Here is a 22120-nt window from a genome sequence, read left to right as displayed (position 1 = left end):
TGTAAATCCCCAATCAACTTTTTTAGTTGGTTGGGGATTTTTTGATTGGGATAAATATAAATTGCGTAATTAATTATTAAGGAGGGGATATTATGGATGTTAAAACGCTGATTACTTCAGTCTTGATAGAAGCTTATCAAGCGCGCTCAGCAGATGTGTATATTGTACCCAAGCAAACTAATTACACGATCGAACGTCATTATAATAATCAAATCATCACTGTTAAATCAATTCCTAAATCAATTGGACTGAAAATAATTAATTACTTTAAATATAATGGGAACATGTTAATTAGTGAACATCGCCGTCCGCAGATGGGAGCAATGGAGTGGCAACATGAAAATTATCATTGTTATCTACGATTTTCAACCGTTGGGGATTTTAAAAGTCGTGAAGCAATGGTAATTAGACTTATTTATCCGCTGGATAGCCATTCGCTTCATTTTTTAAAACCTGAACAATACCAAAGTTTAAAGCAGCGGTCCGTTCAAAGAGGGTTAATTGTGTTTTCAGGGCCCACTGGTTCTGGAAAGACGACTACGATCTATCATTTGGCACGTGAATATAGCGTAAATCAAAAGGTTATGACAATCGAAGATCCAGTCGAAGTTTACGAACCTAGTTTTTTACAGCTACAGGTTAATTCGGATGCTTTGATGAGCTATCAAGAACTGTTAAAGGTAGGACTTAGAAATCGACCTGATATATTTATCATTGGTGAAATTCGTGATGCCAGTACCGCTCAAGCAGCAGTTCAGGCTGCTTTAAGTGGTCATTTAGTGTTGACCACCCTGCATGCTAAAAGTCCATTAGGCGTGATTGAGCGTTTAACTAATTTAGGGGTGCAGCTCGATTATTTAAAACAATGTTTAAATACAATTTCATATCAACGGCTCTTGTTTAGCAACGATGGGCAGCCTAAGGCCCTCTTTAATTTAGTCACGGCTGAAGACATTTTTGAACAACATTTAACCCAAACCGATTCAATTAAAACCTGGCGCACTGATTTAGATCAACTAGTGAGCGCTAAACTAATTGGTGATGAGGAGCGAAAGCGGGTGTGGTATGGCTAAGCGACTTTCAATTAAAAAGCAATTACAATTTTTTGAATCCTTAAATGCACTTTTACAAAATGGATTTTCGATTGGTGAGGCAATTAAATTAATCAGTGAATTACATGTTAAGGATCAATTTATTGATAACATAATAAATCAATTGAATGCTGGGGAATCCTTTGCCAACGGATTGATTAACTACATTCCAGTTGATATCGTTAATCAAATTGAAATTGCTGAACAACATGGACAGCTAGTTAATACCCTTCAAAGCATCCAAAAATTTATTGAAGAACGTAATAAGCAGCGAACTAAACTGAATGCACTATTGATTTATCCGTTCTTTCTAGTGGGCTTATTGATGATCATTATTGTGGGAATTAAGTTATTCGTAAGTCCCCAATTAAGCATGATTGGTGGTTCAGATTCAATAAAAAATAATGGTCAAATTTGGTGGTGGCTATTGTTACCGCTTTTTTGTGGCAGCCTAATTTGTTTTGGAATGTGGCTGCGCCAACAAACTCGAATTAAGCGAGCTGAGTTTTATGCGCGGGTGCCTATTATTGGTGGAATCATTCAATCATATTATGCATACTTTTTTGCAAGTAACATTTCATTATTAATGGCCAGTGGTTTAGAAGCCAGATCGATTGCCACTGTTTTAAAACGATTTCAAGCTAATTCAATTTTATTTGAAATTGGCAGGGAGTTGGAATTATCGATTCAGTCTGGTCGCTCAATTAATAGTATTATTGAACGACATGCTTTTTTACCGAATGAGGTGGGACTATTCTTTGATCATGGCGATCAAGCTCAGTTAGTTGCTAAGAAACTAGCTGTTTATTCTAAATTATCTTTTGATAAGATGTGGAATCAGTCTCAACGCCTCATTTCAATTGTTCAACCAGTTATTTTTGTGGTGATTGGAGCGGTAATCGTAATCACCTATTTAAATATGTTGTTACCGATGTACGATACATTAAGCGAGGTTTATAAGTAATGAAATTTAAATTTAAAAGCCAAAGAGAAGCATTCACATTAATTGAAATGACGATCGTGTTATTTATTATTTCCCTTTTGATTTTAATCGTTATTCCGAATTTAACCAACCAAAGAAACAATGCCAAATCAATTCATGGTACTGCGATGGAATCGGTGGTGCAAACCCAAATTGATAGTTATTTGAATGAAAACAGTGATGATAAGGTCACCTATGCAATGCTAGTAAGCAATGGATACTTAAGTGAAAAACAAGCTAAACAAGCCCAGCAAAATGGGATTCGAATTGTTGACAATAATGCGCAAAAATAGATCTGGATTCACACTGCTAGAATCTTTGATCGTAATGGTGATTGCAATTATGGTATTAATGATTGGCATAATTGGTGTGAATGGTCATAGCGCTGGTCGAATGCAAGAACGAATCTTTTGGCAATCTTTTCAAAAACAGTGGCAATATTCAGAACGCTTAGCGGTTGAAAAACAAATTAAGGTAAGGGTTGTTTTTTATAAACATCAGCTACAGTTTATTTATGCTAATGATACGCCATTAGAACAGCTGAACTACCCAAAGGGACTGGTTAATTTACAGCCAAGAGAAGAAGTGATTATCAAAAGTAATGGGCACGTTAGCCCCAAAACGATTAATTGGGATTCACAAAATTATCAACGAAAAGTCAAACAAACTTTTCAATTAGGGTGGGGAGTTTATCGAATCAAGTATGAATAATAGGGATGGATTTACTTTAGCCGATTCATTATTAGCGTTATTGATCATCAGCACAGCAGTAACCTTTTATTTGACGTTTTTGCAAACGATTAATGTTAAATTGATGAATAGTAGGATTAGAATGGAACGAGAACGGGAACGGTATGAAAAAGTTATTATGGAACAAAGTAGGCACTAGAAACGCCTTTACCATCGTAGAAAGTATTATTTCATTGATGATTGCCTCAATGGTGGTTTTACTTTGTGGAATAATTATCAACTATAGCTTGAATCGACGCCAGCAGGAGAATCATCTGACTGCTTTTCATATGTATTTACAAATGCTCGAATCTGATGAATATCGATTTAAGTACGTTTCAAATGAATTAGACAGGCTTAATTTAACTGCTCACCATAAAAAATATCAGCTTTCATTATTAAATAATAGTATTAAAATGACTACCGATCATGGTGGATACGTCCCATTAATCGATGGGGTTAGTCATGTTGAATGGAGTTATCATAATCGAATTTTAAAAAGTAAGTTAATAATGGAAAATGGGGATGTATTTAACGCCAGATCATTATTACCAAAAACGGGGTAGTCAATAATGAGAACAGCTTCAATGACTTTGATTGCAATAATTATTTTATTGTTAATGACAACACTGCTATATTTTCAAATTAAGGCAATCAATGGAGAAATTCGTACTAATAACTCAATTAGTCTCGACTATCAAAAACGGGTAGAATTGGTTTTAAAATCGCAAAAATAATTAAATCGTTGTCAATCTTGAATTTATTCACAATTTTCTGGTAATATTGATGTTGGTTATTGTCTAATCACTTTACCTAAGGAGGTTGAGAATACTGGCTAAAAAAGATACTGAGACTCTTTTTAAGGTATTGGATCAATCGACTGAGTTATTGCAAAAAGCATTGAATTTATCTTATCTAGATTCATTTATTGAAAATGGAAATAACATGTTAGATAATAATAATGTTCATATTGAAAATGATCAACCAAATTCCGATGTTGCTGACCAATTAAAGTCACTATATGAACAGGTTGATTATCAAAATATGGATTCTGAAGATGTTCGTAAGGCCATTCAAATGATTATGATTAAGGCAGTCGTTCAGGATAAAATTCAGGCTAACCACCAATTAACACCTGATACAATTGCGTTCATCATTGGCTATTTGCTTACGCGGATCTTTAAGTCCCAGTCTAAGATTAATATTTTGGACTTAGCAGTTGGTAGTGGGAATTTATTAATGGCAGTGATGCATCAATTATCTTCTGAATTACATGCAGATGTGCATGGCATTGGAATCGATAATGACGATTCACTATTATCAATTGCTGGGATTAACGCTGAGATGCAACAATTACCAGTAGAATTAATCCACCAAGATTCGATCAATAACATTTTGGTAAACAATGTGGACTTAGTAATTTCAGATCTACCAATTGGATATTATCCGATTGATGAAAACGTACGAAATTATGCCACTAGTTCTAAAAATGGTCATTCTTTCGCCCATCATCTATTGATCGAGCAGGGAATGAACCATGTTAAACCAGGTGGTTTTGGGGTATTCTTGGTTCCTAGTAATTTATTTCAAACTGAGGAGTCAAAAACACTATTGAAGTGGATGCAAGATAATGCATACCTGCAAGGGATGTTGAACCTGCCTCGTGAGCTATTTTCAAATCAAAATACTCAAAAGGCAATTATGATCTTACAACGCCACGGTGATGGTGCAAAGCAAGTGAATAAAATCATGATTGGTGAATTTCCTTCATTCAAGGATCAATCTGCGTTTCAAAAATTTATTGCAGAAATCGTTGAATGGGAACAAAAGGATTTATTAGCTAAGTCATAATACTATTTTTAAGGAGAATAATTATGGGAAAATCAATTGCAATTAACGCTGGTAGTTCAACTTTGAAGTACAAATTGTTCGAAATGCCATCTGAAAAATTAATTTCTAGTGGGGATATCGCAAGAATTGGGATGCCCGATTCAACCGTATCGATTAAGTATGGAGACGGAAAGAAATATAAGGATACCCTAGATGTTAAGGACCATGAAGAAGCAATCAAGTTGGTATTAGACAAGCTATTGAGCCTTGACATTATTAGTGATTACAATGAAATCACTGGGGTTGGCCATCGGGTCGTTGCTGGTGGAGAAGAATTTAAAGATTCAGTTGTTATTGATGATGACGTTTTACAAAAGCTAGCAGACTTATCAGAATTAGCACCACTTCATGAACCTGCTAATATCTTAGGAATTAAGGCATTTAAGAAGATTTTACCAAACGTTATTAGTGTTGCTGTGTTTGATACTTCATTCCATACCACAATTCCTGAAAAGAACTATACCTATGGAATTCCTTATGAATATTATGAAAAATATGGTGCTCGTAAGTACGGTGCTCATGGAACTAGTTACCGTTACGTTAGCCAACGAGCTGCCGCAATGCTTGGTAAGCCAGTTGAAGACCTTAAGTTGATCATCATGCATATTGGTGCCGGAGCTTCAATGTGTGCCGTTAAGGGTGGTAAGTCATACGATACCTCAATGGGATTTACCCCACTTACTGGTGTGATGATGGCCACTCGTTCTGGGGATGTTGATCCTTCCGTTCTTTCATACGTAATGGAAAAGGAAGGCATTGATAAGCTCAGTGACATGATAACGATCTTGAACAACAAATCTGGATTACTTGGTGTATCAGGCGTTTCTGCTGATATGCGTGAAATCGAAGGGGTTCAAGATAAGAATCATCGGGCTTATCTTTCAAGAGAAATGTACAAGAATAGAATCATTCGCTACATTGGTCAATACATTGCTGAAATGAATGGTGTTGATGCGATCGTATTCACTGCCGGTGTTGGTGAAAATGATATCATGATTAGACAAGAAGTTACCGACGAATTAGGCTACTTTGGCATTGCAGTTGATCCAAAGAAGAATGATATTCGCGGTGAAGAACGTGATATTAGTACTGATGATGCTAAGGTTAAGACTTTGTTGATTCCTACTAATGAAGAATTAATGATTGTTCGGGATGTTGAAAGATTGAAAAAGAACTAAATCATTATCAAATAAAAAAGGTAGCTGATCGGCTACTTTTTTTATTTCAACTAAAAGTGAAATAAATTCATTTAACTTTTTATAAAGTGAATTATTATTGATATAACGCTAAATTACTCTCTCGCTTGGTGCTAGCGTTTTTTTAACTTGGTTGTGATTTTTTATGAACCCAGTTTATACTAATTTACATTATAAAGGAGTGTTTAAAATGGGACAAAAAGATGAACAAATGTCCAAAGAACTTAAAGAACGCCATGTTCAGCTAATTGCGCTTGGCGGAACGATTGGAACGGGACTATTTTTAGGAGCTGGTCAGTCAATTCATTTTGCTGGGCCATCAATTCTACTTGCATACATAGTTGCTGGAATTGCCTGTTTCTTTTTAATGCGTTCACTAGGGGAACTATTGATGTCCAATCCTGATAGTACCTCATATATTGATTTTATTGCTAAATACTTGGGTCCTAAATGGGGATTCATTACTGGATGGACCTATTGGGTCTCATGGATTGCAATTGCGATGGCGGAAGTCACTGCCGCTGGTCTGTATATGAAATTCTGGTTTCCGTGGATGCCACAATGGCTACCCGCGTTGGTAATTTTGATTATTTTATTCTTATTAAATTCGATTACCGTATCTGCTTTTGGTGAAACTGAATTTTGGTTTGCAATCGTTAAGGTGGTGGCAATTATTTCTCTGATTGTTGTTGGAGTCGTATTACTTTTGATTCATTACCAAACTTCAGTGGGAGCAGTTAGCATTGGTAATTTAACCCATGGTAAGTTCTTTGCCAACGGGGCAGCGGGCTTCTTTCTTTCTTTTCAAATGGTGATCTTTAGTTTTGTGGGAATTGAAATAATTGGGATGACCGCTTCTGAAACGAAGAATCCAGAGCGGGTCATTCCAAAGAGTATTAATTCGGTACCAGTTAGAATCCTGCTCTTTTACATTGGATCATTAATGGCTTTGATGGTGATTTATCCTTGGAACGATATTAGTCAAAATGCCAGTCCGTTCGTCCAAGTATTTGAAAACATTGGAATTACTTCTGCGGCTGCGATCATTAACTTCGTGGTTTTAACCGCCGCTGCTTCGGCATGTAACAGTGCGGTCTTTACCACTGGGCGGATGCTTTATTCGTTGACTGGCAACGAATCAAATCGGTTCAGTAAAAAGATGCATCGACTTTCTAAGAAAAAGGTCCCGAGCAACGCCATTTTAGCTTCGACTTTAATCATTGCGATTGCCGTAATCTTGAACATGGTGATTCCAGAAGGAGTCTTTACGTTCATCGCCAGTGTGGCAACGACTTGTTTCATCTTTATTTGGGGCTCGATCGTAGTTACTCATATTAAGTACAGAAAGCAGGTCAAGGCTGATAATCAAGAGGATAGACTAAAATTTAAGACCCCTTGGTTCCCGTTATCCGACTATTTTGTAATTGCATTCTTAGGAATGGTCGCAGTTGTGTTACTATTTAAATTTGATACTTTAATTGCGTTGGTTGGTTCGATTATTTGGTTGATCGTAATTTACATGGTTTACGTGATCGGTACCAAAAGAAATAAATAATTTTGCAAAGCTACTTTCAATTTGGAAAGTAGTTTTTTTGTAGCTTCTTTTTGAAAAAACCGAAAACGATGTAATATAATGTTAAATATGAGGGTGATTGAGATGAATTATTTTACAGCAGATACGCATTTTTTTCATAAGGATATTTTAGGTTTTAATGACTTTGCACCACGGCCGTTCAAAGATGTTTTTGAAATGAATCAAACCATTATTCAAAACTGGAATGAACGCGTCAAGCCAACCGATACCGTTTATCATCTAGGTGACATTGCCCTATATTTTATTAAGCCCATAAAAGAAGCCTATCGACAGATTTTTGAAGTGCTTAAACAATTAAACGGTAATTTAATTTTGATCAAGGGTAATCATGATAGTCGTGATTTTTTTAAGTACTTAGATAAACATAATTTTATTGTGAATGGAAAACCTAAGTTTCAATTCCATGACGTAGGCGTAATCATTAAGTTCAATCATCGGCAATACTATATGACGCATTACCCAATGATGTTAGGAATTGTTCATCAAATCATTAATTTACATGGGCATATTCATCATTACGCAGTTCCAATTAAGGAGAACATTAACGTCGGCATTGATAGTCCAGAATTGGATTACCTGGCAAAGCGCCCCCCATTTGGCGCCCCATTATCTGAAGCAGAAATCGAAACGATAATTGAGCAAAAGGCAATTGATTTTGCAAAAAGACATTAGAAGGGATGATTTCGTTGACAGAAAAAATAGCAATTCTGCATACCAATGATATGCATTCACATTTTGAAAATTGGCCAAAGATTAGACGTTACATCAATAACCAGCGTAATAAATTAGAGGCTGATGGTTATCAGGTGTTAGTTTTTGACGTTGGAGATGCTTTTGATCGGGCCCACCCACTAACGGAAGCGACTAACGGTCAAGCCAACATCCATCTAATGAACGAAGTTAAATATGATGCCGTTACGATTGGTAATAACGAGGGGCTCACGAATACACATTCTCAAATGAATCATCTTTATGATGATGCGAATTTTGACGTTGTGTTGGGCAATTTAAAGGATTTAAAGACTGGCGAACAACCTAAATGGGCTAAACCCGTCAAGAAAATCGTAACGAAGCAGGGGACGCGAGTATTGATTATGGGGTTCACAGCTCCATACGTATTGACCTATCCGCTAGTGGGGTGGCATCCTATTAATGAGCAAGTGGCCATTCAAAAAATGCTTGAACAATATAAGGGTCAATATGATGTCTTGTTTATGTTATCGCATCTAGGGATTGGAAATGATCGCTCCAATGCAGTTAAGTATCCTCAATTTGATGTTATTTTCGGTTCACATACGCATCACTTATTAGTAAATGGTGAATTGGATAATGATACCCTCCTTACTGGTTGTGAAAAGTGGGGTCATTATGTTGGAACGGTAAAACTAGAAATTGGCGATGATCATAAATTCATAAGTAAATCGGCTTCCGTTGTAAAAACAGCTGATTTACCGGCACTGGCTAGTGATCAAGCCGAAATTGATGGATATGAACTAAAGGGCGAGCAACTCTTGGCTAACCGCAAAGTAGCAGCAATTGACCATCAGATGAAGATGGACTGGGTTCATGGTGGAGAATTCAGTCAAATTGGGCTCGCTGCAATGAAACACAAGGCAGGCACTAAGGCGGCAATTATCAATGCGGGTTTATTTTTGACCGATTTACCAGCGGGGGTAGTTGATAAAAATCAAATTCATAAATTGCTGCCCCATTCTATGCATGTAATGAAAACGACGTTAAGTGGCTATAACTTATGGCGCTTGATGAGGGAAATTGAAAAAAATAAACGCTTTTTAAGTCGTTTTCCGCAAAAGGGAATGGGCTTTCGAGGTGATATTTTTGGTAAAATAGAGTTATCAGGGATTGAATATGATGCTAAAAATGATATTGTAAAATTTGATGGGACAGTGGTAAAAAATGAAGAACGCTACTCGATCGCATTGTTGGACCACTATTTATTTATTCCATTTTTTCCAACTGTATCAATTGCGGGTGAGAATCACATGTATTATGATCAACCATTACGGGATGTCTTCAGTGATTATTTAGCAACTCAATATCCACTGAATAAAAATTAGAGCGGAGGAGTATCTTGGACCGAAACAAAATTGAAGAACTATTTGAAGAAAGTCGAACCAGTCGAAAACCATTGGCAGAAATTAGCCAAACGAATGATACGGATTTATTGATTAATGGATATCATTATCAATTAGTTACGAATAAGGGCGAAGCGTTCGATATTGAAGAATTAAGTCTTGCTTACAATACCTTTTTTAGTAAGTATGATTATATTTTGGGTGATATTGGATATGGTCAACTACGTTTAACGGGTTTTTATTCTGATGATCGAAATGTTAATCCGACTAATAAGATTAGTGCAGTAAGCGATTTTTTAGTTGAATATTGTAATTTTGGTGCTCCATATTTTATTTTACACAATCAAGAGGTAAAGAGAGTAAAACCAACTAAACGGAGGGGTAATCGTAATAGTCGCTCAACCAATAGCAATCGAGGCCGCAGTCGGAGGACAAGTGCTAAGCATGCTTTTATTGAGGAGAAAGTGACTAAAAGAAAGCCGCCGTTGGAAAAGCGAAAGTCAATGATCGTTTCTGAATCAAAGGAAAAGGGCAAACGACATTTCAAAATTAGACAGAAGCAAAAGTAAAGGAGAATCAATTTAATTTATGAAACGTTATAAGGGATACTTTATTGATTTAGACGGGACCATTTATGCTGGTAAAAAAAGAATTCCAGCGGCTAAGCGTTTTATTGAGCGGCTTCAGGCAGCAGGAATTCCGTTTTTATTTGTTACTAATAATACGACCAAGTTACCTAGGGATGTGGTCGCAAATTTATCAGAAAACCACGATATTCATGTTGATGAATCAAATGTATATACAGCTGGGCTAGCGACTGCTGATTTTATGAATGATGATGCAGATGCTACTCATCGTAAGGCATATGTAATTGGGGAAACCGGTTTGGTAGATGCACTTGAAGCCCGCAATTTTGAAATTACTAGTGATAATCCTGATTATGTAGTAGTTGGATTAGATACTGAGGTCACTTATGAAAAATTTTGTGTAGCGACCCTTGCGATTCAACATGGGGCTAAGTTCATTGGAACCAATCCAGATACTAATATCCCAAATGAACGCGGAATGTTGCCAGGCGCTGGATCATTAGTAGACTTAGTTCGTTATGCAACTCAAACTGTTCCCACTTTGATCGGAAAGCCTAAGGCGATCATTTTAGAAAATGCTTTAAAAATTATTGGCTTAAAAAAAGAAGAAGTGGTGATGGTTGGTGATAACTATATGACTGATATTTCGGCTGGAATCAACTTCGGAATTGATACTTTATTAGTATATACTGGAGTATCAACTAGAGAACAGATTGCTCAAAAGGATATTAAGCCAACTTGGCAAATTAATTCTTTGGATGATTGGAAATTAACTAATGATTAGCAATTGGCGAGATTATCTTTTTTGCCTATTATTAGAGCTTTTTTGTTTAAGTTTAGCAATTTTTTTAGTCGTTAATTTAACACCGCTTTACTGGATTGATATTCATTTAATGAATTTAGAACGGTCAACTGGAATCAAAGCGAATTTTATTATGGGTGATTATTTAAGAATCATAAACTATATTCAAAATCCTTTTTATCAACACTTAAAATTTCATCATTTTGCCTCAACTGCTAATGGAATCAAGCATTTTAGTGATGTTAAACATTTAATTATTTTCAACAATCTTTTTATGGTTGTTTCAGGGTTGTTTACTTTGAGGGGAATAATAAAATTATCATTGTTAAAGCAACGATGGAGAATGATGGTACCGATTAAGGTGTTAATGATTACGTTATTAGCATTGGTAACGGTTGTATTAGTTAATTTTGATAAGTGGTTTATCCTTTTTCACAAATTGGTTTTTAGAAACCAAGATTGGATTTTTAATCCTGATTACGATCCCATTATTAATGCACTGCCAATTGGTTTTTTCGTTCAATCATTTTTGCTATTAATTATTTTCATCGCCGTTTTAAATTGCTTATTATATTATCTTGGTAAACGCGATCTAAAATAAAAAAACCACCGTTACGGTGGTTTTTATTTACTAATTTTTTCTTTGATTAGCCCAATGATCGCTGGCATTAATGAAATCAAAATAATTCCTAAAATAACTGCTGAAAAATGTTCTTTGATAAAAGGAATATTACCGAAGAAGTATCCAGCACCGCAACAGATTAATACCCAGGTGAAACATGCAGGAATGTTGTGGATAGCGAATCGTTTGTAATTCATTTTACTGCTAGCAGCAACGAATGGGATTAATGTCCGAATGATCGGCATAAATCTAGCTAAAAAGATTGCTGCAGAACCGTGCTTTTTAAAAAAGTAGTTTGTTTTTTCGATCTGTTCTGGTTTAATTACTTTTTGCACCCATTTGTTATTTAGCATTTTTGTTCCTACTTTCGAACCAATTAAGAAATTAATTGAATCTCCAGCGATTGATGCAATTAAAAATAATCCAATAAAAATCCAAATATTTAAAGAATAACTAGCATTTGCAGATAGTGCTGCAGCAGCAAATAATAATGAATCCCCCGGTAAAAACGGTAGGATGACTGCACCAGTTTCAATTAATATGACTAGAAATAAAATTAGATAAGTCCAGTTTCCAAAGTTGTTAACAATATTGATAATATGTTTATCAATGTTTAGTGTGAAATCGATTAATTGTCCCAAAAGACTCGCTCCTCATAAATTTTAGTAATTACATTCTAGCAGAAAAGGTAATAGCCGATTCGCTTTTGCAATCTAATTTATAAAAAAATAAAAGATAGCATTTGATTTTATCTGCAAAACCATGGATAATATTTAGTGTTTGATTAATTAATTTTGAACAAGTAGGAGGATTAAAATGACTGAATACCCACAATTAGAAACGAATAAAGCAAATGGGTTATATGCTACTATCGAAACCAGCAAGGGAAACATTAAAATTCAACTATTTCCTGATGAAGCCCCTAATACTGTAAAAAATTTTGTTGAATTAGCTAATGCTAATTATTATGATCATTGTAGCTTTCATAGGGTGATTAATGATTTTATGATTCAAACTGGCGATCCAACCGGAACGGGTAATGGTGGTGAAAGTATTTGGCATCAACCATTTGAAGATGAATTTTCTGATCAACTCTATAATATTCGTGGTGCAGTATCGATGGCTAATGCTGGTCCGAATACAAATGGAAGTCAATTCTTTATTGTTCAAAGTAAGAAAATCAATGCTGAAATATTAAATCAACTTGAAGACGCTAATTTTCCAAAACCAATTATTGATGCTTATAAGAAGAATGGTGGGACCCCGTGGTTAGATTTTAGACACACTGTTTTTGGCCAAGTGGTTAGTGGAATGAACGTTGTTGACAAGATAGCTAATGTTAAGGTTGATTCAGCTGACAAACCATTGCAAGATGTTTTAATTGATCAAATTAAAATTTCTAAATAAAAAGGGTTGACTTAAACTGTTAATCTTGTTAAGATATTTTTTGTTGTCATAAAGACATCGATTGATTTATAAAATAAATTCAAAAGATGTTGACATTAATCAACACTTTGTGATAACATTTAATAGTTAGTTTCAAATCATAAAAGAAGCTGACTGAAGTAGATCTTTGAAAACTGAACAAAATTATGACAAAAAATGTGTAAGGAACTTCATTTTAAATGAAGTACAAAAAACTTATGCGAAGTCAATTCGCTTTAAAAAGTAACAAAATTAAGAAGAGCTAACGTTAAGCTTTTCATCATAAGATGAGAGTTTGATCCTGGCTCAGGACGAACGTTGGCGGCGTGCCTAATACATGCAAGTCGAACGAACTTCCGTTAATGATAGTTGATGCTTGCATTAACTTGACTTAACATCGAAGTGAGTGGCGAACTGGTGAGTAACACGTAGGTAACTTGCCCTAAAGCGGGGGATAACATTTGGAAACAAGTGCTAATACCGCATAACAACAAAAACCGCATGGTTTTTGTTTGAAAGATGCGTTTGCATCACTTTAGGATGGACCTGCGGCGTATTAGCTTGTTGGTGGGGTAATGGCCTACCAAGGCAATGATACGTAGCCGACCTGAGAGGGTAATCGGCCACAATGGGACTGAGACACGGCCCATACTCCTACGGGAGGCAGCAGTAGGGAATCTTCCACAATGGACGCAAGTCTGATGGAGCAACGCCGCGTGAGTGAAGAAGGGTTTCGGCTCGTAAAACTCTGTTGTTAAAGAAGAACAAGTTTGATAGGAAATGATCAAGCTTTGACGGTATTTAACCAGAAAGTCACGGCTAACTACGTGCCAGCAGCCGCGGTAATACGTAGGTGGCAAACGTTGTCCGGATTTATTGGGCGTAAAGCGAGCGCAGGCGGTTTTTTAAGTCTGATGTGAAAGCCTTCGGCTTAACCGGAGAAGTGCATCGGAAACTGAAAAACTTGAGTGCAGAAGAGGACAGTGGAACTCCATGTGTAGCGGTGAAATGCGTAGATATATGGAAGAACACCAGTGGCGAAGGCGGCTGTCTGGTCTGTAACTGACGCTGAGGCTCGAAAGCATGGGTAGCAAACAGGATTAGATACCCTGGTAGTCCATGCCGTAAACGATGAATGCTAGGTGTTAGAGGGTTTCCGCCCTTTAGTGCCGCAGCTAACGCATTAAGCATTCCGCCTGGGGAGTACGACCGCAAGGTTGAAACTCAAAGGAATTGACGGGGACCCGCACAAGTGGTGGAGCATGTGGTTTAATTCGATGCTACGCGAAGAACCTTACCAGGCCTTGACATCTCCTGCAAAGCTAAGAGATTAGCCGTTCCCTTCGGGGACAGGATGACAGGTGGTGCATGGTTGTCGTCAGCTCGTGTCGTGAGATGTTGGGTTAAGTCCCGCAACGAGCGCAACCCCTATTATTAGTTGCCAGCATTCAGTTGGGCACTCTAGTGAGACTGCCGGTGACAAACCGGAGGAAGGTGGGGACGACGTCAAATCATCATGCCCCTTATGGCCTGGGCTACACACGTGCTACAATGGACGGTACAACGAGTTGCGAAACCGCGAGGTCAAGCTAATCTCTTAAAGCCGTTCTCAGTTCGGATTGCAGGCTGCAACTCGCCTGCATGAAGTTGGAATCACTAGTAATCGTGGATCAGCATGCCACGGTGAATACGTTCCCGGGTCTTGTACACACCGCCCGTCACACCATGAGAGTTAGTAATACCCAAAGTCGGTGCAGTAACCTCTTTTGAGGAGCTAGCCGCCTAAGGTAGGACTGATGATTAGGGTGAAGTCGTAACAAGGTAGCCGTAGGAGAACCTGCGGCTGGATCACCTCCTTTCTAAGGAATAATTCGGAACCTTACACAGTCATAGTTTTGTTTAGTTTTGAGAGGTCTACTCTCAAACTTGGTTCTTTGAAAACTAGATAATATTTTAATTTTTCCAAATTATTGAATTGTATTAAATACAATTTCAACCGAGAACACCGCGTTATTTTGAGTTTTTTAAATTAGTTTTATTCGTATTTACTCAATTAACCAAATACCACTACGTGGTAATAGGTTAAGTTATTAAGGGCGCATGGTGGATGCCTTGGTACTAGGAGCCGATGAAGGACGGGACTAACGCCGATATGCTTCGGGGAGCTGTACGTAAGCTTTGATCCGGAGATTTCCGAATGGGGAAACCCAATAAATTTAATCGTTTATTATTCAATGACGAATTCATACTCATTGAAAGGCAGACGTGGGGAACTGAAACATCTAAGTACCCACAGGAAGAGAAAGAAAATTCGATTCCCTCAGTAGCGGCGAGCGAACGGGGAACAGCCCAAACCATCGAGTTTACTCGGTGGGGTTGTAGGACTGAACATTTGAGTTACCAAAGAATTAGATAGTCGAAAGATCTGGGAAGTTCTGCGACACAAGGTGATAGCCCTGTAGACGAAATCTAATTCCCTCAGTTCAGGATCCTGAGTACGGCAATACACGTGAAACATTGCCGGAATCCGGGAGGACCATCTCCCAAGGCTAAATACTCCCTAGTGACCGATAGTGAACCAGTACCGTGAGGGAAAGGTGAAAAGCACCCCGGAAGGGGAGTGAAATAGTTCCTGAAACCATGTGCCTACAAGCAGTTAGAGCCCGTTAATGGGTGATAGCGTGCCTCTTGCAGAATGAACCGGCGAGTTATGATAACATGCAAGGTTAAGATGAAAAGTCGGAGCCGTAGCGAAAGCGAGTCTGAATAGGGCGCCATAGTATGTTGTGATAGACCCGAAACCAGGTGATCTACCCATGTCCAGGCTGAAAGTGTGGTAAAACACACCGGAGGGCCGAACCCGTGTACGTTGAAAAGTGCTGGGATGAGGTGTGGGTAGCGGTGAAATTCCAAACGAACTTGGAGATAGCTGGTTCTCTCCGAAATAGCTTTAGGGTTAGCCTTGGAGTCGAGAATCATGGAGGTAGAGCACTGTTTGGGTGAGGGGCCCGTCTTGGGTTACTAAATTCAGATAAACTCCGAATGCCATTGATTTATATCCAGGAGTCAGACGATGAGTGATAAGATCCACCGTCGAAAGGGGAACAGCCCAGACCACCAATTAAGGTCCCTAAATATATGCTGAGTGGAAAAGGATGTGGAGTTGCATAGACAACTAGGATGTTGGCTCAGAAGCAGCCACCATTTAAAGAGTGCGTAATAGCTCACTAGTCGAGTGATTCTGCGCCGAAAATTTACCTGGGGCTAAGCATATTACCGAGATTGTGGACGCAACTTATGTTGCGTGATAGGAGAGCGTTCTAAGGGCAATGAAGCCAGACCGTAAGGACTGGTGGAGCGCTTAGAAGTGAGAATGCCGGTATGAGTAGCGAAAGATCAGTGAGAATCTGATCCACCGAATGACTAAGGTTTCCTGGGGAAGGCTCGTCCTCCCAGGGTTAGTCGGGACCTAAGCCGAGGCCGAGAGGCGTAGGCGATGGATAACAGGTTGAGATTCCTGTACTAGTTAACTATGTTTGACCGATGGAAGGACGTAGGAGGCTAAACGTAGCATCCTGTTGGATATGGATGTTCAAGCACTAAGTCAGGTATTGAGTCAAATGCTTAATACCGTGTTGACAAGGTGTGATGAGGACCGAAATTTAGTAGGGAAGTCGTTGATGTCACACTACCGAGAAAAGTTTCTAGTTAGTAGTTAACTACCCGTACCGCAAACCGACACAGGTAGTCGAGGAGAGAATCCTAAGGTGAGCGAGTGAACTCTCGTTAAGGAACTCGGCAAAATGACCCCGTAACTTCGGGAGAAGGGGTGCTGCACTATGTGCAGCCGCAGTGAAAAAGCTCAGGCGACTGTTTATCAAAAACACAGGTTTCTGCAAAATCGTAAGATGAAGTATAGGGGCTGACGCCTGCCCGGTGCTGGAAGGTTAAGTGGATGAGTTAGCTTCGGCGAAGCCCAGAAACGAAGCCCCAGTAAACGGCGGCCGTAACTATAACGGTCCTAAGGTAGCGAAATTCCTTGTCGGGTAAGTTCCGACCCGCACGAAAGGCGTAACGATCTGAGCACTGTCTCAACGAGAGACTCGGTGAAATTGAGATACCTGTGAAGAAGCAGGTTACCCGCGACAGGACGGAAAGACCCCATGGAGCTTTACTGTAACTTGATATTGGGTGTTTGTATAGCTTGTACAGGATAGGTAGGAGCCATAGAAGTCGGGACGCTAGTCTCGATGGAGGCATTGGTGGGATACTACCCTCGCTGTATGAACACTCTAACCCGCACCACTGATCGTGGTGGGAGACAGTGTCTGGTTGGCAGTTTGACTGGGGCGGTCGCCTCCTAAACAGTAACGGAGGCGCCCAAAGGTTCCCTCAGAATGGTTGGAAATCATTCGACGAGTGTAAAGGCAGAAGGGAGCTTGACTGCGAGACATACAGGTCGAGCAGGGACGAAAGTCGGGCTTAGTGATCCGGTGGTACCGTATGGAAGGGCCATCGCTCAACGGATAAAAGCTACCCTGGGGATAACAGGCTTATCTCCCCCAAGAGTTCACATCGACGGGGAGGTTTGGCACCTCGATGTCGGCTCATCGCATCCTGGGGCTGTAGTTGGTCCCAAGGGTTGGGCTGTTCGCCCATTAAAGCGGTACGCGAGCTGGGTTCAGAACGTCGTGAGACAGTTCGGTCCCTATCCGTCGCGGGCGTAGGAAATTTGAGAGGAGCTGCTCTTAGTACGAGAGGACCGGAGTGGACATACCGCTGGTGTACCAGTTGTGCCGCCAGGCGCATCGCTGGGTAGCTATGTATGGATGAGATAAACGCTGAAAGCATCTAAGTGTGAAACCCACCTCGAGATGAGATTTCCCATTCCTTTATGGAAGTAAGACCCCTGAAAGATGATCAGGTAGATAGGCTGGAAGTGGAAGTGCAGTGATGCATGGAGCGGACCAGTACTAATTGGTCGAGGACTTAACCAAGTAAGGTTGTTCTCACGGAAGAATAAAATATTATCTAGTTTTGAGAGAACGAAGTTCTCACAGATAAATAGTGTGGTGATGATGGCCAGAAGGATACACCTGTTCCCATGTCGAACACAGAAGTTAAGCTTTTGAACGCCAAAAGTAGTTGGGGGATCGCCCCCTGCAAGGATAGGACGTTGCCACGCAATTATTCCGGCATAGCTCAGTTGGTAGAGCACCTGACTGTTAATCAGGTTGTCGACGGTTCGAGCCCGCCTGCCGGAGTTCTTGGAGAGTTGTCCGAGAGGCCGAAGGAGCATCATTGGAAATGATGTAAACGGGTTAAAGCCTGTTTCGAGGGTTCGAATCCCTCACTCTCCATACTATGTTGTATGACCCGTTGGTCAAGTGGTTAAGACACTGCCCTTTCACGGCAGTAACATGGGTTCGAATCCCGTACGGGTCATTAGTAATTAATTTTACTAATGATATAAAATTGCAAAAAAATGGTCCGTTGGTCCAGTTGGTTATGACGCCGCCCTGTCACGGCGGAGATCACGAGTTCGAGTCTCGTACGGACCGTTTTTTGATTAATTCAAAAATTAAATATTTACCCTAGCAATTTTTTTGGCTCGGTAGCTCAGTTGGTAGAGCAACGGATTGAAGCTCCGTGTGTCGGCAGTTCGATTCTGTCCCGCGCCATTTACGGAGGGGTAGCGAAGTCTGGCTAAACGCGGCGGACTGTAAATCCGCTCCTTCGGGTTCGGTGGTTCGAATCCACTCCCCTCCATAATTTAGGGATATAGTTCAAGGGCAGAATACCGGTCTCCAAAACCGTTGATGTGGGTTCGATTCCTACTATCCCTGTTTAATGCTATGGCGGTATTGGTGAAGTGGTTAACACATCGGTTTGTGGATCCGACACGCGTGGGTTCGATTCCCACATACCGCCCTTAATTCAAACTAAATAGTTTGATTATTAGGCTTTATCCCATGGTGATAACTTTCTTTAATAGTTTGAAATGGCGGTATAGCCAAGTGGTAAGGCAGAGGTCTGCAAAACCTTTATCACCGGTTCAAATCCGGTTACCGCCTTTGTTTTATATTTTTTGCCGGAGTGGCGGAATTGGCAGACGCGCTGGACTCAAAATCCAGTGACCGTTTAGGTCGTGTGGGTTCGAACCCCACCTCCGGTATCTTAAAAAAGATTCTCATATTTACTATGAGAATCTTTTTTTGTGCTTTTGATTAATTTTTGAACAATTGAATCATACCATTCTTTTAATTCGATTACTTTTATGATACTCTTATATAGTTATGAGTCTATTCCCGATAGGATTCACATTCAGTGAAGCTGCCTTGTAACCAAAATAATTAGGGGGAATTAATATATTATGAGAGAAAGACATTTATTTACTTCAGAATCTGTTTCTGAAGGCCATCCAGATAAAATTGCTGATCAGATTAGTGATGCAATTTTAGATGCACTACTTGCAAAGGATCCAAATGCACGGGTTGCTTGTGAAACTTCAGTCACAACTGGATTAGTGCTTGTATTTGGTGAAATTTCTACGACTGCATATGTAAATATTCAGAAAGTAGTTAGAGATACAATTAGAAGAATTGGTTATACTAACAGTTCTTTAGGCTTTGATGCTGATACTTGTGCTGTAATGGTTGCAATTGATGAACAATCACCAGATATTGCACAAGGGGTTGATGATGCTCTTGAAAGCCGTGAAGGATCAGACGACGATATTTTAAATAAAATTGGTGCTGGTGATCAAGGAATTATGTTTGGGTATGCGATTGACGAAACTCCTGAATTAATGCCACTTCCAATTTCACTTAGCCATAAATTGATGCGCAAAACTGCAGAAGTTAGAAAAAATGGTACCATTTCTTATTTAAGACCTGATGCTAAGGCTGAAGTTACGGTCGAATATGATGACAACGATAAACCATTTAGAGTTGATACAGTTGTTATTAGTACTCAACACAGTCCAGAGGCTAATTTAGATCAAATTAGGGAAGATATTATAAATAAAGTCATTAAAGTAGTTATCCCTAATGATTTACTCGATGATAAAACCAAGTATTTCATTAATCCAACTGGTCGTTTCGTAATTGGTGGTCCACAGGGTGATGCTGGTTTAACTGGTCGAAAGATTATTGTTGATACCTATGGTGGGGCTGCTCATCATGGTGGAGGAGCTTTTTCAGGTAAGGATGCTACTAAGGTAGACCGTTCTGCTAGTTATGCTGCAAGATACATTGCTAAAAATATCGTTGCAGCAGGGCTTGCTCATAAAGTTGAAATTCAACTTGCTTATGCCATTGGGGTTGCAGAACCTGTTTCGATTTCAATTGATACTTATGACACGAGTGAATTTTCAGAGGAAGCTTTAACGACAGCTGTTCGAAAGGTATTTGATTTGAGACCTGCTGGAATTATTAAAATGCTTGATCTTCAAAGACCAATTTATGAACCAACTGCTGCTTATGGACACTTTGGTAGAACTGATGTTGATCTACCATGGGAACACACAGATAAAGTTGATGAATTAAAATCATTATTTAATAAATAATTAAATAAAAAGCCCACCTATATTAACGGGTGGGCTTTTTATTATTTAAGATAGGTGGAAATATGAATAACGAACAAAATAGTGAAAAGAATACCTTAATTATTACAATTGCGTTATTTGTTGGAACTTTTTTAAGCTCGATCGAAGGAACAATTGTGTCAACAGCAATGCCAACGATCGTTGGAGAACTACATGGAGTTTCACTAATGAATTGGGTCTTTTCTATTTATTTATTAACCAGTTCAGTTGCAACCCCCATTTATGGGAAATTATCTGATCAACTTGGCAGAAAAAGAGTTTTAATTACTGGCTTGAGTGTCTTTATTGCTGGTTCATTATTATCTGGATTAGCTACCAGTATGCAAACGTTGATTATTTGGCGTGCAATTCAAGGAATTGGTGCGGGCGTGATTTTACCCATTTCATATGCAATAATTGCTGATATCTATCCATTTTCCAAACGTTCTAAAGTAATTGGCTTAAACGGAGCAGGGTGGGGGATTTCAGCTGTAATTGCACCATTATTGGGAGGATTTATCGTTGATACATTTAATTGGCGTTGGATTTTTCTATTAAATATTCCAATTGGTTTAATTATATTAGGGGTAATTGCATTCTATTTGAATGAAGATCATGATCGAAAGACAATGAATATTGATTACTTAGGGACGATTTATTTAGCAGTAATTCTATTATCCTTGATGGCAATGATTCAACTCATTGGTGATCGCAATATTAATTTAGGTCGACTAGCGTTTTTATTTGTTATTTTGTTCGTTAGCTTTATTTTATTTATTCGAAGAGAACATTCATGTGTCGAACCAATTATTCCGATGGGCATGTTTAAACATCGTTCCTTTGTTGCTCAAAATATTGTAACGTTTTTTATTAGTGGCTTTGTAATGTGTATTGAAGTTTATGTTCCCAACTGGATTCAAGGATTAATGGGATTAAGGGCGTCCCTTGCTGGATTAGCAATTACACCTAGCTCGATTCTTTGGATATTAGGTTCATTTGTATCAGGTTGGTTAATTACGCGATTACATTCCAGAGATGTTACGACCATTGGAATCGTTTTAGTATTAATAGGTGCTTTTGGATTAGTGCTTGCTCCACAAACAATGGCATTTAATTTATTTATCTTATTAACATCAATTTGTGGGTTAGGATTTGGGATTGCCACTACGAATCCGATTGTCGTAGTACAAAATAAAGTTGCTGACAATAATGTTGGGGCTGCCACTTCATTTAATGTTTTGTGTCGAACGGTTGGACAAACCTTATTTATTGCAATTTTTGGAATCTTTATGAATACTTCATTAAGGGTCGGGACCCTGCAAGTTTCTGGAACTTCAATTAAAATGATTAACAAGCTAATGGATCCAGTCACAGCAGCAACACTTCCTGCTAAGCTACTCCCTAATTTAAAAAATATTTTGTATAATTCCCTGCATGATGTCTTTTTAGTGGGGACGGTTATTGTGGCTTTAGCTTTAATTATTAATATTACTTATCGTAAAAAAGATGTTGCCTAGAATT

19 protein-coding genes, 10 tRNA genes, 3 rRNA genes and 1 riboswitch are annotated in these 22120 nt (G+C 38.8%); of the genes, 31 read left to right on the top strand and 1 reads right to left on the bottom strand.

The window, feature by feature from the left end; all coding sequences use genetic code 11:
• Positions 1-92: 92 nt before the first annotated feature.
• The 15 genes from comGA (at position 93) to ACSYTJ_RS04610 (ending at position 11568) form a co-directional block, all read left to right on the top strand.
• A complete protein-coding gene (comGA, locus tag ACSYTJ_RS04680; RefSeq protein ID WP_491719612.1) occupies positions 93-1073 on the top strand; it encodes a competence type IV pilus ATPase ComGA in 981 nt (326 codons plus the stop codon).
• Positions 1066-2055, top strand: a complete 990-nt coding sequence (gene comGB / locus ACSYTJ_RS04675) for a competence type IV pilus assembly protein ComGB (RefSeq protein ID WP_491719611.1) — start codon at positions 1066-1068, stop codon at positions 2053-2055. Before comGA ends, comGB begins: the two co-directional genes overlap by 8 nt.
• Positions 2055-2366: a competence type IV pilus major pilin ComGC gene (gene comGC, locus ACSYTJ_RS04670; RefSeq protein ID WP_491716444.1), complete on the top strand. Its 312-nt coding sequence runs from the start codon at positions 2055-2057 to the stop codon at positions 2364-2366. The genes comGB and comGC overlap by 1 nt, the downstream gene beginning before the upstream one ends.
• A complete protein-coding gene (gene comGD / locus ACSYTJ_RS04665) occupies positions 2353-2784 on the top strand; it encodes a competence type IV pilus minor pilin ComGD (RefSeq protein ID WP_491719610.1) in 432 nt (143 codons plus the stop codon). The genes comGC and comGD overlap by 14 nt, the downstream gene beginning before the upstream one ends.
• Positions 2777-2962, top strand: a complete 186-nt coding sequence (locus tag ACSYTJ_RS04660; RefSeq protein WP_491716442.1) for a hypothetical protein — start codon at positions 2777-2779, stop codon at positions 2960-2962. Before comGD ends, ACSYTJ_RS04660 begins: the two co-directional genes overlap by 8 nt.
• Entirely contained in the window at positions 2928-3368 is a 441-nt protein-coding gene (locus ACSYTJ_RS04655) for a competence type IV pilus minor pilin ComGF (protein WP_491719609.1), read from the top strand. The genes ACSYTJ_RS04660 and ACSYTJ_RS04655 overlap by 35 nt, the downstream gene beginning before the upstream one ends.
• A 6-nt stretch (positions 3369-3374) precedes the next feature.
• Positions 3375-3539, top strand: a complete 165-nt coding sequence (locus tag ACSYTJ_RS04650) for a hypothetical protein (RefSeq protein ID WP_491719441.1) — start codon at positions 3375-3377, stop codon at positions 3537-3539.
• Positions 3540-3624: 85 nt separating this feature from the next.
• Positions 3625-4653, top strand: a complete 1029-nt coding sequence (locus tag ACSYTJ_RS04645; RefSeq protein ID WP_491716440.1) for a class I SAM-dependent methyltransferase — start codon at positions 3625-3627, stop codon at positions 4651-4653.
• 23 nt (positions 4654-4676) lie between these two features.
• On the top strand, positions 4677-5870 hold the full coding sequence (locus tag ACSYTJ_RS04640; protein ID WP_491716439.1) for an acetate/propionate family kinase: 1194 nt from the start codon (positions 4677-4679) through the stop codon (positions 5868-5870).
• Between the two features lie 208 nt (positions 5871-6078).
• On the top strand, positions 6079-7443 hold the full coding sequence (locus ACSYTJ_RS04635; protein ID WP_491719608.1) for an amino acid permease: 1365 nt from the start codon (positions 6079-6081) through the stop codon (positions 7441-7443).
• Between the two features lie 102 nt (positions 7444-7545).
• Positions 7546-8154, top strand: coding sequence for a metallophosphatase (locus ACSYTJ_RS04630; RefSeq protein WP_491719607.1), 609 nt, complete (start codon positions 7546-7548; stop codon positions 8152-8154).
• Between the two features lie 14 nt (positions 8155-8168).
• A complete protein-coding gene (locus tag ACSYTJ_RS04625) occupies positions 8169-9560 on the top strand; it encodes a bifunctional metallophosphatase/5'-nucleotidase (RefSeq protein WP_491719606.1) in 1392 nt (463 codons plus the stop codon).
• A 14-nt stretch (positions 9561-9574) separates the two neighbouring features.
• Positions 9575-10147, top strand: a complete 573-nt coding sequence (locus ACSYTJ_RS04620; protein ID WP_491719605.1) for a YutD family protein — start codon at positions 9575-9577, stop codon at positions 10145-10147.
• Between the two features lie 19 nt (positions 10148-10166).
• Positions 10167-10949, top strand: coding sequence for a TIGR01457 family HAD-type hydrolase (locus ACSYTJ_RS04615; protein ID WP_491716434.1), 783 nt, complete (start codon positions 10167-10169; stop codon positions 10947-10949).
• Positions 10942-11568, top strand: coding sequence for a TIGR01906 family membrane protein (locus tag ACSYTJ_RS04610; RefSeq protein WP_491716433.1), 627 nt, complete (start codon positions 10942-10944; stop codon positions 11566-11568). The genes ACSYTJ_RS04615 and ACSYTJ_RS04610 overlap by 8 nt, the downstream gene beginning before the upstream one ends.
• Before the next feature lie 23 nt (positions 11569-11591).
• Here the strand turns inward: ACSYTJ_RS04610 and ACSYTJ_RS04605 are convergent, their stop codons facing one another.
• A complete protein-coding gene (locus ACSYTJ_RS04605; RefSeq protein ID WP_491716432.1) occupies positions 11592-12230 on the bottom strand; it encodes a VTT domain-containing protein in 639 nt (212 codons plus the stop codon).
• Between the two features lie 175 nt (positions 12231-12405).
• On the opposite strand from ACSYTJ_RS04605, the gene ACSYTJ_RS04600 reads away from it, so the two are divergent.
• From ACSYTJ_RS04600 to ACSYTJ_RS04525, 16 genes are all read left to right on the top strand, one after another.
• Positions 12406-12996: a peptidylprolyl isomerase gene (locus ACSYTJ_RS04600; RefSeq protein ID WP_491716431.1), complete on the top strand. Its 591-nt coding sequence runs from the start codon at positions 12406-12408 to the stop codon at positions 12994-12996.
• 301 nt (positions 12997-13297) lie between these two features.
• Positions 13298-14873, top strand: a 16S ribosomal RNA gene (locus tag ACSYTJ_RS04595).
• A 221-nt stretch (positions 14874-15094) separates the two neighbouring features.
• Positions 15095-18011 (top strand): 23S ribosomal RNA (locus ACSYTJ_RS04590).
• Between the two features lie 71 nt (positions 18012-18082).
• A 5S ribosomal RNA gene (gene rrf, locus ACSYTJ_RS04585) occupies positions 18083-18199 on the top strand.
• The 16S, 23S and 5S rRNA genes sit together here with 10 tRNA genes alongside, the layout of an rRNA operon.
• A gap of 6 nt (positions 18200-18205) precedes the next feature.
• Positions 18206-18278, top strand: a tRNA-Asn gene (locus tag ACSYTJ_RS04580).
• Between the two features lie 5 nt (positions 18279-18283).
• A tRNA-Ser gene (locus ACSYTJ_RS04575) sits at positions 18284-18374 on the top strand.
• A 13-nt stretch (positions 18375-18387) separates the two neighbouring features.
• Positions 18388-18459 (top strand) — tRNA-Glu (locus tag ACSYTJ_RS04570).
• Positions 18460-18501: 42 nt separating this feature from the next.
• Positions 18502-18575 (top strand) — tRNA-Asp (locus ACSYTJ_RS04565).
• 47 nt (positions 18576-18622) lie between these two features.
• A tRNA-Phe gene (locus ACSYTJ_RS04560) sits at positions 18623-18695 on the top strand.
• A gap of 5 nt (positions 18696-18700) precedes the next feature.
• Positions 18701-18783 (top strand) — tRNA-Tyr (locus ACSYTJ_RS04555).
• A gap of 6 nt (positions 18784-18789) precedes the next feature.
• Positions 18790-18860, top strand: a tRNA-Trp gene (locus tag ACSYTJ_RS04550).
• Between the two features lie 12 nt (positions 18861-18872).
• Positions 18873-18945: transfer RNA gene (locus ACSYTJ_RS04545), tRNA-His, on the top strand.
• 72 nt (positions 18946-19017) lie between these two features.
• Positions 19018-19088, top strand: a tRNA-Cys gene (locus ACSYTJ_RS04540).
• A gap of 16 nt (positions 19089-19104) precedes the next feature.
• Positions 19105-19189, top strand: a tRNA-Leu gene (locus ACSYTJ_RS04535).
• A gap of 114 nt (positions 19190-19303) precedes the next feature.
• A riboswitch (SMK box riboswitch) is annotated at positions 19304-19385 on the top strand.
• A 2-nt stretch (positions 19386-19387) separates the two neighbouring features.
• Positions 19388-20581 carry a methionine adenosyltransferase gene (gene metK, locus ACSYTJ_RS04530; protein ID WP_491716430.1) on the top strand — a complete coding sequence of 398 codons (1194 nt, stop codon included), beginning with the start codon at positions 19388-19390 and terminating at the stop codon, positions 20579-20581.
• A gap of 62 nt (positions 20582-20643) precedes the next feature.
• Positions 20644-22116 carry an MDR family MFS transporter gene (locus ACSYTJ_RS04525; RefSeq protein ID WP_491719604.1) on the top strand — a complete coding sequence of 491 codons (1473 nt, stop codon included), beginning with the start codon at positions 20644-20646 and terminating at the stop codon, positions 22114-22116.
• The last annotated feature ends 4 nt before the right edge of the window (positions 22117-22120 follow it).

The sequence above is a fragment of the Nicoliella sp. ESL1113 genome, from assembly GCF_058509245.1.
This window is presented reverse-complemented; position numbering and strand designations above follow the sequence as displayed.

Excerpts from the sequence above, each read along its gene's own strand:
- comGA (WP_491719612.1), top strand. The coding sequence starts at position 93 with ATGGATGTTAAAACGCTGATTACTTCAGTCTTGATAGAAGCTTATCAA.
- comGB (WP_491719611.1), top strand. The coding sequence starts at position 1,066 with ATGGCTAAGCGACTTTCAATTAAAAAGCAATTACAATTTTTTGAATCC.
- comGC (WP_491716444.1), top strand. The coding sequence starts at position 2,055 with ATGAAATTTAAATTTAAAAGCCAAAGAGAAGCATTCACATTAATTGAA.
- comGD (WP_491719610.1), top strand. The coding sequence starts at position 2,353 with ATGCGCAAAAATAGATCTGGATTCACACTGCTAGAATCTTTGATCGTA.
- ACSYTJ_RS04660 (WP_491716442.1), top strand. The coding sequence starts at position 2,777 with ATGAATAATAGGGATGGATTTACTTTAGCCGATTCATTATTAGCGTTA.
- ACSYTJ_RS04655 (WP_491719609.1), top strand. The coding sequence starts at position 2,928 with ATGAAAAAGTTATTATGGAACAAAGTAGGCACTAGAAACGCCTTTACC.
- ACSYTJ_RS04650 (WP_491719441.1), top strand. The coding sequence starts at position 3,375 with ATGAGAACAGCTTCAATGACTTTGATTGCAATAATTATTTTATTGTTA.
- ACSYTJ_RS04640 (WP_491716439.1), top strand. The coding sequence starts at position 4,677 with ATGGGAAAATCAATTGCAATTAACGCTGGTAGTTCAACTTTGAAGTAC.
- ACSYTJ_RS04635 (WP_491719608.1), top strand. The coding sequence starts at position 6,079 with ATGGGACAAAAAGATGAACAAATGTCCAAAGAACTTAAAGAACGCCAT.
- ACSYTJ_RS04630 (WP_491719607.1), top strand. The coding sequence starts at position 7,546 with ATGAATTATTTTACAGCAGATACGCATTTTTTTCATAAGGATATTTTA.
- ACSYTJ_RS04615 (WP_491716434.1), top strand. The coding sequence starts at position 10,167 with ATGAAACGTTATAAGGGATACTTTATTGATTTAGACGGGACCATTTAT.
- ACSYTJ_RS04610 (WP_491716433.1), top strand. The coding sequence starts at position 10,942 with ATGATTAGCAATTGGCGAGATTATCTTTTTTGCCTATTATTAGAGCTT.
- ACSYTJ_RS04600 (WP_491716431.1), top strand. The coding sequence starts at position 12,406 with ATGACTGAATACCCACAATTAGAAACGAATAAAGCAAATGGGTTATAT.
- metK (WP_491716430.1), top strand. The coding sequence starts at position 19,388 with ATGAGAGAAAGACATTTATTTACTTCAGAATCTGTTTCTGAAGGCCAT.
- ACSYTJ_RS04525 (WP_491719604.1), top strand. The coding sequence starts at position 20,644 with ATGAATAACGAACAAAATAGTGAAAAGAATACCTTAATTATTACAATT.